We start from the raw sequence: 13,221 nt of genomic DNA, 5'->3' as shown, positions 1-13,221 counted from the left end.
CTCACGCGTTTGCCGCCGCAAACCAGGCCAGGCCGCCGAAGAACAGGACGAAGATCGCCACGCCCGCAATCCACATCGCCACCGAGATCCAGCCCAGGAGCAGGCCGCCAACAGCCAGCCCATCGCCTTCCAGGCCTTGCGGATTGCGCCGGATTTCGCCGCGCGCCAGGTGGCCGGTGATGATGGCGCAGACGCTGCCCAGGAACGGCAGCAGGGTCCAGCCGAGAATGCCTGAGACCAGGCTGACGATGGCCAGCGTGCTGGTCTGTCGGACGACATGATTCATCACAACTCCTTGGGTGGCCACGGCCGAAGGGCAGGGCGCCGCACAATTATCCCAGAGCGGGCACGCAAATGGCGTGCGGTCTGCGGCGGAATGGCGGTTGTGCAGTAGCCTGCTGCGGTGCATCGGGTCGCGGCCGACGCGTGAGGCGGTCTTTTGCGCACTGGGTAAGCGCTGGGCGTTGCATGTGCTCACGTTGGCCCCGGCGGGGCAGCGCGCGGGAAGCAGCGCGTGCGTTGCTGCAGATAACGGTGCCAACAGGCGCGGCGAGCCGGCGGCCTGGGCCAGCATCGGACAGCGCCCCGGAGCCCGGGGCGCTGCGATCACAGAGCGATCAAAGGTCGAACTTGATGCCCTGCGCCAGCGGCAGCGAATCGGAATAGTTGATGGTGTTGGTCTGGCGGCGCATGTAGACCTTCCACGCATCCGAGCCGGATTCGCGACCGCCGCCGGTTTCCTTCTCGCCACCGAACGCACCGCCGATTTCCGCACCCGAAGTGCCGATATTGACGTTGGCAATGCCGCAATCGCTGCCGGCCGCCGACAGGAACTTCTCGGCCGCCTTCAGGTTCTGGGTAAAGATCGACGACGACAGGCCCTGCGGCACGCCGTTCTGCAGATCGATCGCCTCATCCAGCGTGCTGTACTTCATCACGTACAGGATCGGCGCGAAGGTCTCGTGCTGCACCACCGTGTCGCTGTTCTTCAGCCCGGTCACGATCGCCGGCAGCACGAAATTGCCGGGGCGATCGATCGCGGTGCCGCCCACTTCGACCGTGCCACCGGCGGCCTTGGCCTTGGCGATGGACTCCAGGAACTGTTCCACCGCACCGCGGCTGTTGAGCGGGCCCATCAGGTTGGCCGGGTCGGTGGGGTCGCCGATCTTGCTGTCGAGCTGCTTGTACGCCTTGACCAGGGTGGCCAGCACGTTGTCGTAGATGGATTCATGCACGATCAGCCGGCGCGTGGTGGTGCAGCGCTGGCCGGCGGTGCCCACCGCACCGAACACGATGCCCGGCACCGCCAGCTTCAGGTCGGCGGTTTCGTCCAGGATGATGGCGTTGTTGCCGCCCAGCTCCAGCAGGCAACGGCCCAGGCGGCGTGCGACCTTCTCGGCCACCACGCGGCCAATCTGGGTCGAGCCGGTGAAGCTGATCAGCGGGATGCGGGTGTCTTCGACCAGCTTCTCCGACAAGGAGGTGCCGGCATCGTTGATCAGGAAGAAGATGTCCGGGAAGCCGGCCTCCTTGAGCGCGGCATTGCAGATCTTCATCGTTGCGATCGCGGTCAGCGGGGTCTTGTTGGACGGTTTCCAGATGCAGATATCGCCGCAAATGGCCGCCAGGAACGCATTCCACGCCCACACCGCCACCGGGAAGTTGAACGCACTGATGATGCCGACCAAGCCCAGCGGCTGGTACTGCTCGTACATGCGGTGGCCCGGGCGCTCCGAATGCATGGTGTAGCCATAGAGCATGCGGCTCTGGCCCACGGCGAAGTCGGCGATGTCGATCATCTCCTGCACCTCGCCATCGCCTTCGGGCTTGCTCTTGCCCATTTCCAGCGCCACCAGCGAACCGAGCGCGTCCTTGTGCGCACGCAGTGCCTCGCCGCACAGGCGCACGGCCTCGCCACGACGCGGCGCCGGGGTGGTGCGCCAGACCTTGAAGGCGGCCTGCGCGCGCGCCACGATCAGTTCGTAGTCCTCCGGCGTGGTGGCCTGCACATCGGCGATCACCGCATTGGTGGTCGGATTGAGCGGCTGCAGCACCCCGGCACCGGTGGCCTGCGACCAGGTCCCCTCGCCAAGATAGGTGCCGGCATTGGACGGGGCGAGGTCGAGCGCCTTGAGCAGGTCAGCGGACATGGAATCTCCAAGAAAGTCGGGACGGCCGCGCCCCGCACCAGGCAAGACGCAACGCAAGTAGCCGCCGATTTTAGCAGGCTCCCCGCACCGCCCGCCGGCTTGGCAAGCCGGACGAACATGCGACAATGCCGCCCTTGGCCCCGTAGCTCAGCTGGATAGAGCGTCCCCCTCCTAAGGGGAAGGTCGCCCGTTCGAATCGGGCCGGGGTCACCAGGAATCAACAAGTTAGATGCAGCCTGAAGTATCTGGCCTGCTGCATTCTTGTGGATATCCACAGGCCTCTGCCACAGCTGCCACATGAAGCCGTTCCCTCTGACCTGCCCCCGCTGAGCCGTACCACGTGAAGCTGTAAAGTCCGTCAACCACGAGGACGGACATGAAGAAGAGTCGTTTCACCACCGAGCAGATCATCGGATTCATCAAGCAGGCGGATGCCGGGATGGCGGTGGCTGAGCTGTGCCGCCAGCACGGTTTCAGCCCGGCCAGCTTCTACCAGTGGCGGGCCAAGTACGGCGGCATGGAGGCCGAAGACGCGAAGCGCCTGAAGGAGCTGGAGCAGGAGAACAACCGCCTGAAGCGGTTGCTGGCCGAGGCGCACCTGGACATCGAGGCGCTGAAGGTCGGGTTCGGGGTAAAACGCTAGCCCCGCAACGCAAGCGCGAGGCAATCCGGCGCATGTGCGAGCTGACGTCGATCAGCGAGCGCCGGGCTTGTCGCCTTGCGGGGATCTCCCGCGATGCTTTCCGCCACGCGCCGACACCCACGCCGGCGACGCAAACCCTGTCGGCCAGACTGGTGGAACTGGCGCAGGCGCGTCGCCGCTTCGGCTATCGCCGCCTGCACGACCTGCTGCGCCCGGAGTTTCCGCAGGTGAACCATTAGAAGATCTACCGTCTGTACCGCGAGGCGAAGCTGAGCGTGCGCCGGCGCAAGAAGGCCAAGTTCCCGGCGGCACAGCGGCAGCCGTTACGGCCAGCGCGGCATCCCAACGAGGTAATCAGCATGGACTTCGTCTTTGATCAGTTGGCCAGTGGCCGCCGCATCAAATGCCTGACCGTCGCCGACGACTTCACCCATGAATGCGTGGACATCGCGGTGGACCATGGCATCAGCGGGGCTTACGTGGTGCGTGTGCTGGAGCAGATCGCCTGCTTCCGCGGGTATCCCCGCGCGGTGCGCACGGACAACGGCCCGGAGTTCACCAGCCGCGCCTTCATCGCTTGGGCACAGCAGCGTGGCATCGAACACATCCTGATCGAACCCGGCAAACCCATGCAGAACGGCTACATCGAGAGCTTCAACGGCAAGTTCCGCGACGAATGTCTCAACGAACACTGGTTCACGTCGCTGATCCAGGCTCGCGAGGTCATCGCCGATTGGCGGCGTGACTTCAACGAGGTACGTCCGCACAGCAGCTGTGGTCGCATCCCGCCAGCGCAGTTTGCCTCCAACCACCGAGCACAAACCGGCAACAACGCAGTACCCTTCAACCCCGGGCTTTATCAGTAATCACTGGTATGGCCGGTGGGGGCAGGTCAACGCGGGAATGCTGGGCGGCAAGGGCGTGGCTTCCTGGCGTATGTCAGTCCTTGGCCTGCGCCAGCCGAACGTGGGGGAAGGCAGGCTGCTGGTCTGCTACATGGATAGTCGGGGGGAGATGTTCATCTGGTGCAGTTCGAGTCATTTGTTACTATCGTGTTAGCTGTAGGGGTGCGGCCCCATGCCGCAATGGAAGCAACAGGGGAATGGAATGAGAAAGCTACTCGCCGCTGCGATCGTGATCGCGGCGCTTTCTGGCTGTGCGGCCAATCCGCCGCTCAACTTCTCGGTGCCGGGCGTAGGAGTCAGCAGCAAGAAGCTCGATGCCGAGCTGAAGTCGCTGACGGTCACGCTGGCCCGACCGGACGAGGCAAAGGGCAAGGTGCCGCCTGAGGCGCAGCACGAAATACCGGACATGTGGGAGAACGCCCTGACTGAGGCGCTCAACCGGATGGCGATCTTTCGTGACGACGCACCGCGAAAGCTCAGCTTGTCGGTGAAGATCCTGGCGATCGACATACCGTCGTTCGGCGCGTCCATGACCACCAAGACCATCGCGCGCTACGAGCTGATCGATCGCGCGAACGGCAGCATCGTCTACACCCAGGATGTGAGCGCTTCGGGCACTGTGCCGGCGGGCTATGCGTTCGCCGGCGTGATCCGCGCTCGCGAGTCTGTCAATCGCTCCGCCCAGAACAACATCGCGCTGTTCCTGCAGGCGTTGGAAACGGTCGACGTGAGCAAGCCGATGTTCCCGAGCAGCCAGGCGACTCCGTGAAGTCGCTCATCGTCGCGACCTACCTCGCGGTCGCAGTGGTTGGGTGCGCACCTAACGTGCGCACCGACAGCTACTCAGTGGGTTCGGTTGGCCAGGTCAATCGGACCGTGGCAGGCACGGTGATCAGTGCGCGCGCTGTTTCGATCGATGGCACGCAGGGCGGTGGCGCCGCGGCGGGCGCGGCAGCAGGCGGCATTGCCGGCTCATCGATGGGCGGCAGTGGTCGTGCCAACGCCGTCGGAGCAGTTGGCGGCCTGGTCGCCGGCGCCATTGTCGGTGCTGCAGCTGAGCGTTCGGCATCACGTGCGGATGGCATGGAGTACGTCGTCCAGACCGAAAACGGTTCACTGATGACAGTGGTGCAGGGTGCAACACCTGCATTTGCAGCAGGGGCCCGAGTGCTGGTTCTGTACGGTTCGCCGTCCAGGCTGATCGCCGACCCTCGCAACTGATCGCCAACACCTAACTCCGCAAATGCATGAATAGACCTGTGCGGACGCGACGTCCCCCGATTTTGAGTGGCGCATTGGTTTGGAGTCCAACTCCCTATCCCGAGGAGATTGGACATGGCGACACGAATCCGTACGGCGTTAGCTGAGCGCGGACTCGCTTATGCGCGTAGTCACGGCTTGCACAGAAGCTCTGCCACGCTGACGAGCGCGGATCACAGGCCAAAGCAGTCATGACCCAAGCACGTTCAAAAAAATCGCAATGGTTCGGCCTTCTGGGTTGGCTGGTGCTTTGCTATGCCGTCGCTGGGCTGGGCGCAATGGCATCGATCCAGGCGGCCAGCTTTTATGCGCTGCTGCAGCGGCCGACGTGGGCGCCGCCGGGCTGGTTGTTCGGACCGGTGTGGACAGTGTTGTACGGAATGATGGCGGTGTCGGTCTGGTTGGTGTGGCGGCGCGTCAGCCGGGCGGGGACGCATCCGGCGCTGGGCCTGTTCGTGCTGCAGTTGATGCTCAATGGTTTGTGGAGCTGGCTGTTCTTTGCGTGGCAGTTGGGGGCTTGGGCATTCGCGGACATCGTGGCGCTGTGGCTGGTGTTGGCAGGAACGATTGCCGTGTTCGCGAAGCGGCGGGCGTTGGCGGCGTGGCTCTTGGTGCCTTATCTGGCGTGGGTGAGCTTCGCGGCGGCGCTCAACTTTTCGGTCTGGCAACTCAATCCCCAGGTACTCGGCTGATCTCCGCTGTTGATCTTGGTGCCTCGTACTCACCGGCGCGGCAATAGCGACGATCTGTTGCTTGGTGCGAAGTGGCCTGTCGCTTGATGCGAACTGATGCCGGCAGCGAGGCAACGCCTCGCCCGCAAGCGATCTAGTCAGCTGTATCGCGTCATCTGAGCGCATGACACTACCAATCGAGGTTCGAAACCTGCGCAGGGCGGCTCTCCAAAGTCGTTCCAAAAGTTTCCATAGCAATCAATTGCTTGCGCGCGCGATGCTTAAATCCCTGAGCAACAAGGTTTTCTGTTTCGCGCCCCGAGCGCGTGCGCCTACCATTCACGCAATGCTTGACAGGCCTCGGCCCTGTGATGTCTTTTGCACGCATGGATAACGCTTCCGCCAGCGTTTCGCTTCTCTGCCAGCCGCTACTGCGGCCGGGTGCGGGCGTGGCCGGCATTACCACCACCATTACCACCGCCACCATTCGCCCGGTGCGGTCCGTCGTCTTCGCGTAACTTCCGAAAACAACGGCCCCGCACCCGGATCAGGATGCGGGGGTCTCCCTCTCTCACCTGAAGCGGACGGGGCCTCCCAACGAGGTCTGTCGATGTCATCGCCTGTCGTTTCGTTTGAACCCGCCGCTGTCCCAACGCCTTCCGCCCGCACCGTGGTGCATAAATTCGGTGGCACCTCGGTTGCCGATGCCGAGCGTTACCGGCATGTGGCGCAGCTGTTGCTGGCACGCGATGAGACCGTGCAGGTGACGGTGGTGTCGGCGATGAAAGGCGTGACCGATGCGTTGATCGAGCTGGCCGAACTGGCCGCGCAGAATCGTCCAGAGTGGCGCGAGCGCTGGCACGAAACGCGGGCGCGCCATCGCGGTGCGGCGGTGGCGTTGCTGGGCGAGCATTCCGGGCCCACGGTGGAGTGGCTGGACGAGCGCTTCGAGCATCTGTCGCAGATCCTGGCGGCGCTCGCAGTCATCGGCGAGCTGCCGCGCGAAGTGCTTGATCGCGTGCAGGGGCTGGGTGAGGTGTATTCCGCGCAGCTGCTCGGCGACCACTTCCGTGCATTGGGCGAAGACTGCGCAGTGCTGGATGCACGCGATGTGCTGGTGGTCAATCGCGGCGAGCTGGGTGTGGATGTGGACTGGGCGGTGAGCGCGCAGCGGCTGGACACCTGGCGGCAGGCGCATCCGCAGACGCGGGTGGTGGTCACCGGGTTTGTCGCGCGCGATCGCGGCGACCGCATCACCACGCTGGGCCGTAACGGCAGCGATTATTCGGGCGCGATCTTCGCGGCCTTGTTCGATGCTCACGAGCTGCACATCTGGACCGATGTGGATGGGGTGCTCTCGGCCGATCCGCGCGTGGTGCCCGAGGCGGTGCAGCTGGAGACCCTGAGCTACGACGAAGCCTGCGAGCTGGCCTATTTCGGCGCGAAGGTGGTGCATCCGCAGACCATGTCGCCGGCGATCGAGCGCGGTTTGCCGATCATCATCCGCAATACGTTCCAACCCGAACATCCGGGCACGCGCATCACCGCCAGCAGTGCGGTGAGCGGGCCGATCAAGGGGCTGACGCTCAGCCCGGATCTGGCGGTACTGAATCTGGAAGGCACCGGCCTGATCGGTGTGCCGGGGACGGCCGAGCGTGTGTTCGCGGCGCTGCGCACGGCGCAGGTGTCGGTGGTGATGATCTCGCAGGGCTCGTCCGAGCATTCGATCTGCTGCGTGGTCAAGCAGCACGAATCCGAGCGTGCGCGTAATGCGCTGCTGCAGGCGTTTGCGCACGAACTCACGGTTGGCCAGGTGCAGCGCGTGCAGTTGACTACCGGCATCAGCGTGCTGGCGGCGGTGGGCGATGGCATGGCCGGGCAACCTGGTGTGGCGGCGCGCCTGTTCGAGTCGCTGGGCCGCGCGCAGGTCAATATCCTGGCGATTGCGCAGGGCTCGTCCGAGCGCAACATCTCGGTGGCGATCGATGCGGCGCATGCCACCAAGGCCTTGCGCGCGGCGCATGCCGGTTTCTGGTTGTCGCCACAGACGTTCTCGGTGGGTGTCATCGGGCCGGGCAACGTGGGTGCGGCGTTGCTGGATCAGCTGCGTACTGCGCAGCCGCAACTGCTCGGCAAGGCCAACCTGGATCTGCGCCTGCGCGGCGTGGTCTCGCGAGGGCGCATGTTGCTGGAAGAGCGCAGCGTGACCGGCGATTGGCGCGATGCGTTTGCAGCGGCGTCCACGCCCACCGATCTGGAGCGCTTCACCGCGCATCTGCTCTCCGCGCACCTGCCGCATACGGTGATCATCGATTGCAGCGGCAGTGCGGAAGTGGCCGACCGTTATGCAGGTTGGCTGGCAGCCGGCATCCATGTGGTGACGCCGAACAAACAGGCCGGCTCCGGCCCGTTGGCGCGCTATGAAGCGATCCGTGCCGCCGCCGATGCCAGCGGTGCGCGCTTCCGCTACGAGGCCACGGTCGGCGCTGGCCTGCCGGTGATCACCACGCTGCGCGACCTGGTCGATACCGGCGATGCGGTGACCTCGATCGAAGGCATTTTCTCCGGCACGCTGGCGTGGCTGTTCAATAAATACGACGGCAGCGTGCCGTTCTCCGAGTTGGTGACGCAGGCGCGCGGCATGGGCTACACCGAGCCAGACCCGCGCGATGACCTGTCCGGCGTGGATGTGGCACGCAAGTTGGTGATCCTGGCGCGCGAGGCGGGGCGGGCGATCAGCCTGGACGATGTCAGCGTGGAAAGCCTGGTGCCCGAGGCGTTGCGCCAGGCCAGCGTGGATGACTTCATGGCACAGCTGCAGACGGTGGACGCCGGCTTTGCGCAGCGGCTGGCCGACGCGCATGCGCGCGGCAACGTGCTGCGCTATGTCGCGCAGCTGCCGCCAGACCGCGCGCCCAGCGTGGGCCTGGTGGAATTGCCCGCGCACCATGCCTTCGCCAATCTGCGTCTGACCGATAACGTGGTGCAGTTCACCACGCGCCGCTACTGCGAGAACCCGTTGGTGGTGCAGGGCCCGGGCGCAGGGCCGGAAGTGACCGCGGCCGGCGTGTTTGCCGATCTGCTGCGCGTGGCGGCGGGCGAGGGGGCACGCTTGTGAATCAGATGGTGGACATGGGCCACGCCGTGCCCGCCGCGCGTGGGCTGCGCGAGGCGCGCGCATTTGCGCCGGCGTCGGTGGCCAACGTGGCGGTGGGCTTCGACCTGTTGGGCTACCCGCTGGATGGCGTGGGCGACACCGTGACCGTGCGCCGCATCGACGCGCCGGTGGTGCGGATTGCCGCCATTCGCGGCACCACCGTGGCGCTGCCGCTGGAGGCCGAGCGCAACACCGCCGGCGCGGCGTTGATGTCGCTGCGTGCGGCTCTGGCGCTGCCGTTTGGCTTTGAACTGGAGATCGACAAGGGCATCGCCTTGAGTTCGGGCATGGGCGGCTCCGCTGCCTCGGGCGTGGCTGCGCTGGTGGCGGCGAATGCCTTGCTGGACACACCTATCAGCACCGACCAGCTCTATCAGCACGCACTCGATGGCGAAGCGGTGGCCAGTGGCAGCCGGCATGGCGACAACCTGGGGCCGTTGTTCCTGGGCGGGCTGGTGCTGTGCACCTTGGAGCGGCTGGTGCCGATCGCAGTGCCGGAGGCGTGGCACAGCCTGGTGGTACATCCGGAGGCAGTGCTGGAAACCCGCCGCGCGCGCGAAGCCCTGGCTGGCGACTACCGCCTGAGCGAGTTCGTGGCGCAGAGCACCAACCTGGCGCTGGTGCTGGCCGGCTGCCATGCCGGCGATGCGGGCCTGGTCCGTGCCGGCCTGCGCGATGTGCTGGTCGAGCCGCGGCGCGCGCCCTTGATTGCCGGCTTTGCGCAGGCGAAACAGGCTGCACTTGCGCATGCCGCACTGGGCGCCAGTATTTCTGGTGCCGGCCCCAGCGTGTTTGCCTGGTTCGAAACCCGCGCGGCTGCCGCTGCGGCGGCGCCGGCGGTGCAAGCCGCATTCGCCGGCGTGGGCCTGGACAGCCAGGCCTGGGTGACGCCGATCAACAGCCCTGCGGCACGGCTGCTTGCATGAGCCAGCGCACGCGTTGTTCGATCAGGCAGCAGCGGTGCGCGCAGCAGGCACGCACCGCGATGGCATGTTCATCCCACGACCACGTCGCTGATCTGCATGACTGGCGCGAGATCGGTGTAGTTGGCGATATCGGCAAGGATCTCGGCCGCGTGCGGCCCGAAGCTGCCGTTGAAGGCCTCGACCGAGTCGCAAAAGATGTGGCACATCCCGATGTACGGCGGCGTGCTGCCCGGCTCACCGCCGCTGATGCCCTTGTCCACCGTGTAGCTGAGGCAGGCCGCGCCCATGCGCGCGCTCACCAGCGGCATGTGGGTGTCGCTGTAGTAGGTGTGGTCGAAGCGGGCGCCATCGCGGTACGGGTACATCACACTGACCTTGATCATTTGCGGGCTCCACGGGAGGGTGCGCGCAGCATAGCGCCGCGCCGGCAACCCCGTGCGACCGCCTGGCGGCGCGCCGCCATGCCCATTGCCGCCGCTCACCTGCAGCATCCGCCTTTCTCGTTGATGGGCGCTGGCCCGTTTCCGCTCTGCCTGGAGTCCGCATGATGTTCATCTCTACCCGTGGCGCCGCACCTGCCGTGAGCCTGAGCCAGGCGATCGCCGCCGGCCTGGCCCCGGATGGCGGCCTGTACGTGCCGCAGACCCTGCCGCCGGCGCGCACCCTGCAGGCCGGCGCAACGCTGGCCGACACGGCCACCACACTGCTGCAGCCGTTCTTCGAGGGCGACGCGCTGGCAGGCGAGCTGGCGGCCATCTGCGCCGAAGCGTTTGATTTCCCGGCGCCGCTGGTGCCGCTGGCCACGCCGGGCGACTACGCGCTGGAGCTATTCCATGGCCCCACCGCAGCCTTCAAGGATTTTGGTGCGCGGTTTCTGGCCGCTTGCCTGACGCGGCTGCGGCGCGCCGAAGACCGCCCGCTGACCATTCTGGTGGCTACTTCCGGCGATACCGGCGCGGCCGTGGCGGCGGCGTTCCATCGGCAGCCCGGCCTGCGGGTGGTGGTGGTGTACCCGGATGGCCGCGTGTCGCCACGGCAGGCGCATCAGCTGGGCTGCTTCGGCGACAACATCCAGGCATTGCGCGTGGCTGGCACCTTTGACGACTGCCAGGCCATGGTCAAGCAGGCCTTGAACGATGGCGAGCTGCAGGCGCAGCTGCCGCTGAGTTCGGCCAATAGCATCAGCCTGGGGCGGCTGCTGCCGCAAATGAGCTACTACGCGCACGCAGCGCTGCAGCACCAAGCTGGCTCCGGGGCCGCATTGAACCTGGTGGTGCCTACCGGCAACCTGGGCAACGGCCTGGCCGCGATCCTGGCACGCGCGCTCGGCGTGCCGCTGGGCCAGATCGCGCTGGCGTCCAATGCCAACCATGTATTGCCCGACTATTTCGCCGGCGACGACTACGCCCCGCAACCCAGCGTGGCCACCGTGGCCAACGCGATGGACGTGGGCGCGCCCAGCAATTTCGAACGCCTGCGTTGGCTGTATGGCGGCGACGATGCGGCGCTGCGCGAAGCGTTCCGTGCGCTGTCGGTGGATGACACCGCGATCCGCCACACCGTGCAGCAACGCTTCGCACGCTACGGCGAAGTGCATTGCCCGCATACCGCCACCGCCGTGCACGTACTGGAGCAATTGCGTGCGGAAGGGGCCGAGGGCGGCACTGGCGACTGGGCGGTGGCGGCCACGGCGCACCCGGCAAAGTTCGAGGCGGTGGTGGAGCCACTGATCGGCCGCGCAGTGGAGATCCCGCCGGCGCTGGCGGCGTTGTTGCAGCGCCCGGCGCATGCCGAACCGCTGGCACCGGACTACCAGGCATTCCGGCAGCGTCTGCTCGCGGATGCGCCCTGACCGAACACGTTCAGCCAGCCGGGGTTGGAAACCGGGCCGGATGCGGCTATCTCTAGGGAGTGCGGGCCCACGTGGCACCGCGTCCCCGTGGGTTGTTGCATGTCTTATCGATTGATCGCCGTTGCCGCCGCGCTGTGCGGATGGGCAACGGCCGGCACGGCGGGTGCCGCCGATGCCATCGCTGCCTCGCCTGTGTCGCCACTGGGCACACCGCAGGCCGGCCTGGTCGATGCACTGGCCCGCCAGGCACCAGCGCTGGACCGGCAGGTCCTGGCCCTGGCCACCGAAGCCCTGCAATGCGCGCGTCAACGCCAGCAGGTGGGCACCGAACGCGTGCTCAGCGTCATCGACTACAGCCGCCCCTCCACCGAGCGGCGGCTGTGGGTGTTCGATCTGGCTCGCCAGCGGCTGTTGTTCGAAGAGTGGGTGGCGCATGGGCGCAATACCGGCAACAACCTGGCGGCGAAATTCTCCAACGACGACGGCAGTTTCCAGTCCAGCCTTGGCGCTTTCACCGCGCAGGAGGCCTACACCGGCCACAACGGCTACTCGCTGCGCCTGAAGGGCTTGGAGCCTGGCTTCAACGACCATGCACGCGACCGCGCAATCGTGATCCACGGTGCGCCGTATGTCAGCGAAGCGGTGATCCGCAGCCAGGGCCGGCTGGGCCGCAGCCTGGGCTGCCCGGCGGTGCGGCCGGCGGTGGCCAAACAGTTGATCGATACCTTGCGCGAAGGCGCCTTCGTGTTTGCCTATTACCCGGACCGTGCCTGGTTGCGCCAATCGCGCCTGTTGAGTGGCGGTTGCGGCGCTGCCGTTGCCAGCGTGGGTGGGCGTTAGGAGCGCTGCGGCTGGCGTTGCCGGAGATGTTGCAGCCAGCGATTGCGATGCTTGCCCGCTCCGTTTCGCCGCCAGCGCATGGCGGCCGGGCTCAGACCTCGTCGCCAGCCAGCCGGCGTAGCGCCGGATAGTCCAGGATCTGCACCAGATGCAGCTGGGGTAGGGCGATCAGGTGCTGCTGCTTGAGTTTGGTGAAGGTGCGGCTCACCGTTTCCATGGTCAGGCCAAGATGGTCGGCGATGTCACTGCGGCTCATCGGCAGCGCCACGGTGTCGCCGGATGCGCCCGGGCGGGTGGAGCGTGCGGCCAGACGCAGCAGGAAGTGCGCCAGCCGTTCGCTGGGTTGCAGGCGCGCCAGCAGCAGGCCGGTATCCTGCGCGGCGGCCAGCTCCATGCCGGCACGCTGCAACAACTTGCGTTCCAGGCTGGGATAGCGCTCGCGTAGCTGACGCATCTGCGCCATCGGCGTGCGGCAGACCCGGCTGTCGATGATGGCTTCGATATCGTGGCGATGGTGGCTGGTTTCGGTGAGCCCGACATAGTCGCCGGGCAGCACAAAGCCGGTGATCTGGCGTCGCCCATCGGCCAGGGTGCGCACCATGCGCAGCGCCCCGGAAGTCACGGTGTAGACGTGGTGGCGTGCCTCGCCGGCCCGCACCAGCGTGCTGCCGGTGGCATAGGCCTGCGCGCTGGTGGCCTGGTCCAGCGCGGCCATCTCTTGCTCCGAGAGCGCCGCGCAGATCGCCCGGCCGCGCACCGCACACAACGCGCATTCGGAGTCACGGGCGGTGGCGCCAGTGGCCTCGGCCGGGGCCGG

At 66.4% G+C, this 13,221-nt stretch carries 11 protein-coding genes, 1 tRNA gene and 1 pseudogene; 9 read left to right on the top strand and 4 right to left on the bottom strand.

All coding sequences use genetic code 11. The annotated features are described in order from the left end of the window. Window position 1: 1 nt before the first annotated feature. Entirely contained in the window at window positions 2-286 is a 285-nt protein-coding gene (locus tag QRM89_RS03610) for a DUF4190 domain-containing protein (protein WP_011036963.1), read from the bottom strand. Window positions 287-617: 331 nt separating this feature from the next. After that, window positions 618-2,150 carry an aldehyde dehydrogenase family protein gene (locus tag QRM89_RS03605; RefSeq protein ID WP_285447306.1) on the bottom strand — a complete coding sequence of 511 codons (1,533 nt, stop codon included), beginning with the start codon at window positions 2,148-2,150 and terminating at the stop codon, window positions 618-620. A 136-nt stretch (window positions 2,151-2,286) separates the two neighbouring features. On the opposite strand from QRM89_RS03605, the gene QRM89_RS03600 reads away from it, so the two are divergent. From QRM89_RS03600 to QRM89_RS03570, 7 genes and pseudogenes are all read left to right on the top strand, one after another. Further along, a tRNA-Arg gene (locus QRM89_RS03600) sits at window positions 2,287-2,363 on the top strand. Between the two features lie 163 nt (window positions 2,364-2,526). Further along, window positions 2,527-3,659, top strand: a pseudogene (locus QRM89_RS03595) (IS3-like element ISXca1 family transposase). 241 nt (window positions 3,660-3,900) lie between these two features. After that, the gene (locus QRM89_RS03590; protein ID WP_075285748.1) at window positions 3,901-4,467 is read left to right on the top strand and encodes a UDP-N-acetylglucosamine acyltransferase; all 567 of its coding nucleotides are present in this window, start codon (window positions 3,901-3,903) and stop codon (window positions 4,465-4,467) included. Continuing rightward, window positions 4,464-4,919 carry a hypothetical protein gene (locus QRM89_RS03585; protein WP_075285747.1) on the top strand — a complete coding sequence of 152 codons (456 nt, stop codon included), beginning with the start codon at window positions 4,464-4,466 and terminating at the stop codon, window positions 4,917-4,919. The genes QRM89_RS03590 and QRM89_RS03585 overlap by 4 nt, the downstream gene beginning before the upstream one ends. A gap of 230 nt (window positions 4,920-5,149) precedes the next feature. After that, the gene (locus QRM89_RS03580; protein WP_285447305.1) at window positions 5,150-5,650 is read left to right on the top strand and encodes a TspO/MBR family protein; all 501 of its coding nucleotides are present in this window, start codon (window positions 5,150-5,152) and stop codon (window positions 5,648-5,650) included. Between the two features lie 589 nt (window positions 5,651-6,239). Further along, window positions 6,240-8,747, top strand: a complete 2,508-nt coding sequence (gene thrA, locus QRM89_RS03575; protein WP_014507564.1) for a bifunctional aspartate kinase/homoserine dehydrogenase I — start codon at window positions 6,240-6,242, stop codon at window positions 8,745-8,747. Continuing rightward, window positions 8,744-9,712, top strand: coding sequence for a homoserine kinase (locus QRM89_RS03570; protein WP_259174013.1), 969 nt, complete (start codon window positions 8,744-8,746; stop codon window positions 9,710-9,712). Before thrA ends, QRM89_RS03570 begins: the two co-directional genes overlap by 4 nt. A gap of 68 nt (window positions 9,713-9,780) precedes the next feature. Here QRM89_RS03570 and QRM89_RS03565 read toward each other — a convergent pair whose 3' ends face one another. Then, a complete protein-coding gene (locus tag QRM89_RS03565; RefSeq protein WP_029217002.1) occupies window positions 9,781-10,095 on the bottom strand; it encodes an EthD family reductase in 315 nt (104 codons plus the stop codon). A 164-nt stretch (window positions 10,096-10,259) separates the two neighbouring features. Here QRM89_RS03565 and thrC point away from each other — a divergent pair, with 164 nt between their 5' ends. Next, the gene (gene thrC, locus QRM89_RS03560) at window positions 10,260-11,564 is read left to right on the top strand and encodes a threonine synthase (protein ID WP_285447554.1); all 1,305 of its coding nucleotides are present in this window, start codon (window positions 10,260-10,262) and stop codon (window positions 11,562-11,564) included. Window positions 11,565-11,663: 99 nt separating this feature from the next. After that, entirely contained in the window at window positions 11,664-12,404 is a 741-nt protein-coding gene (locus QRM89_RS03555) for a murein L,D-transpeptidase catalytic domain family protein (protein ID WP_011036974.1), read from the top strand. Between the two features lie 91 nt (window positions 12,405-12,495). On the opposite strand, the gene QRM89_RS03550 is transcribed toward QRM89_RS03555, so the two are convergent. Then, the gene (locus tag QRM89_RS03550; protein WP_310454493.1) at window positions 12,496-13,119 is read right to left on the bottom strand and encodes a helix-turn-helix domain-containing protein; all 624 of its coding nucleotides are present in this window, start codon (window positions 13,117-13,119) and stop codon (window positions 12,496-12,498) included. Between the last annotated feature and the right edge of the window lie 102 nt (window positions 13,120-13,221).

Source organism: Xanthomonas sp. LMC-A-07, from assembly GCF_030208825.1.
Classification (GTDB): Bacteria; Pseudomonadota; Gammaproteobacteria; order Xanthomonadales; family Xanthomonadaceae; genus Xanthomonas; species Xanthomonas campestris.
This window is presented reverse-complemented; position numbering and strand designations above follow the sequence as displayed.

Coding starts and splice junctions, on each gene's coding strand:
- QRM89_RS03610 (WP_011036963.1), bottom strand. CDS start 286: ATGAATCATGTCGTCCGACAGACCAGCACGCTGGCCATCGTCAGCCTG.
- QRM89_RS03605 (WP_285447306.1), bottom strand. CDS start 2,150: ATGTCCGCTGACCTGCTCAAGGCGCTCGACCTCGCCCCGTCCAATGCC.
- QRM89_RS03590 (WP_075285748.1), top strand. CDS start 3,901: ATGAGAAAGCTACTCGCCGCTGCGATCGTGATCGCGGCGCTTTCTGGC.
- QRM89_RS03580 (WP_285447305.1), top strand. CDS start 5,150: ATGACCCAAGCACGTTCAAAAAAATCGCAATGGTTCGGCCTTCTGGGT.
- thrA (WP_014507564.1), top strand. CDS start 6,240: ATGTCATCGCCTGTCGTTTCGTTTGAACCCGCCGCTGTCCCAACGCCT.
- QRM89_RS03565 (WP_029217002.1), bottom strand. CDS start 10,095: ATGATCAAGGTCAGTGTGATGTACCCGTACCGCGATGGCGCCCGCTTC.
- thrC (WP_285447554.1), top strand. CDS start 10,260: ATGTTCATCTCTACCCGTGGCGCCGCACCTGCCGTGAGCCTGAGCCAG.
- QRM89_RS03555 (WP_011036974.1), top strand. CDS start 11,664: ATGTCTTATCGATTGATCGCCGTTGCCGCCGCGCTGTGCGGATGGGCA.
- QRM89_RS03550 (WP_310454493.1), bottom strand. CDS start 13,119: ATGGCCGCGCTGGACCAGGCCACCAGCGCGCAGGCCTATGCCACCGGC.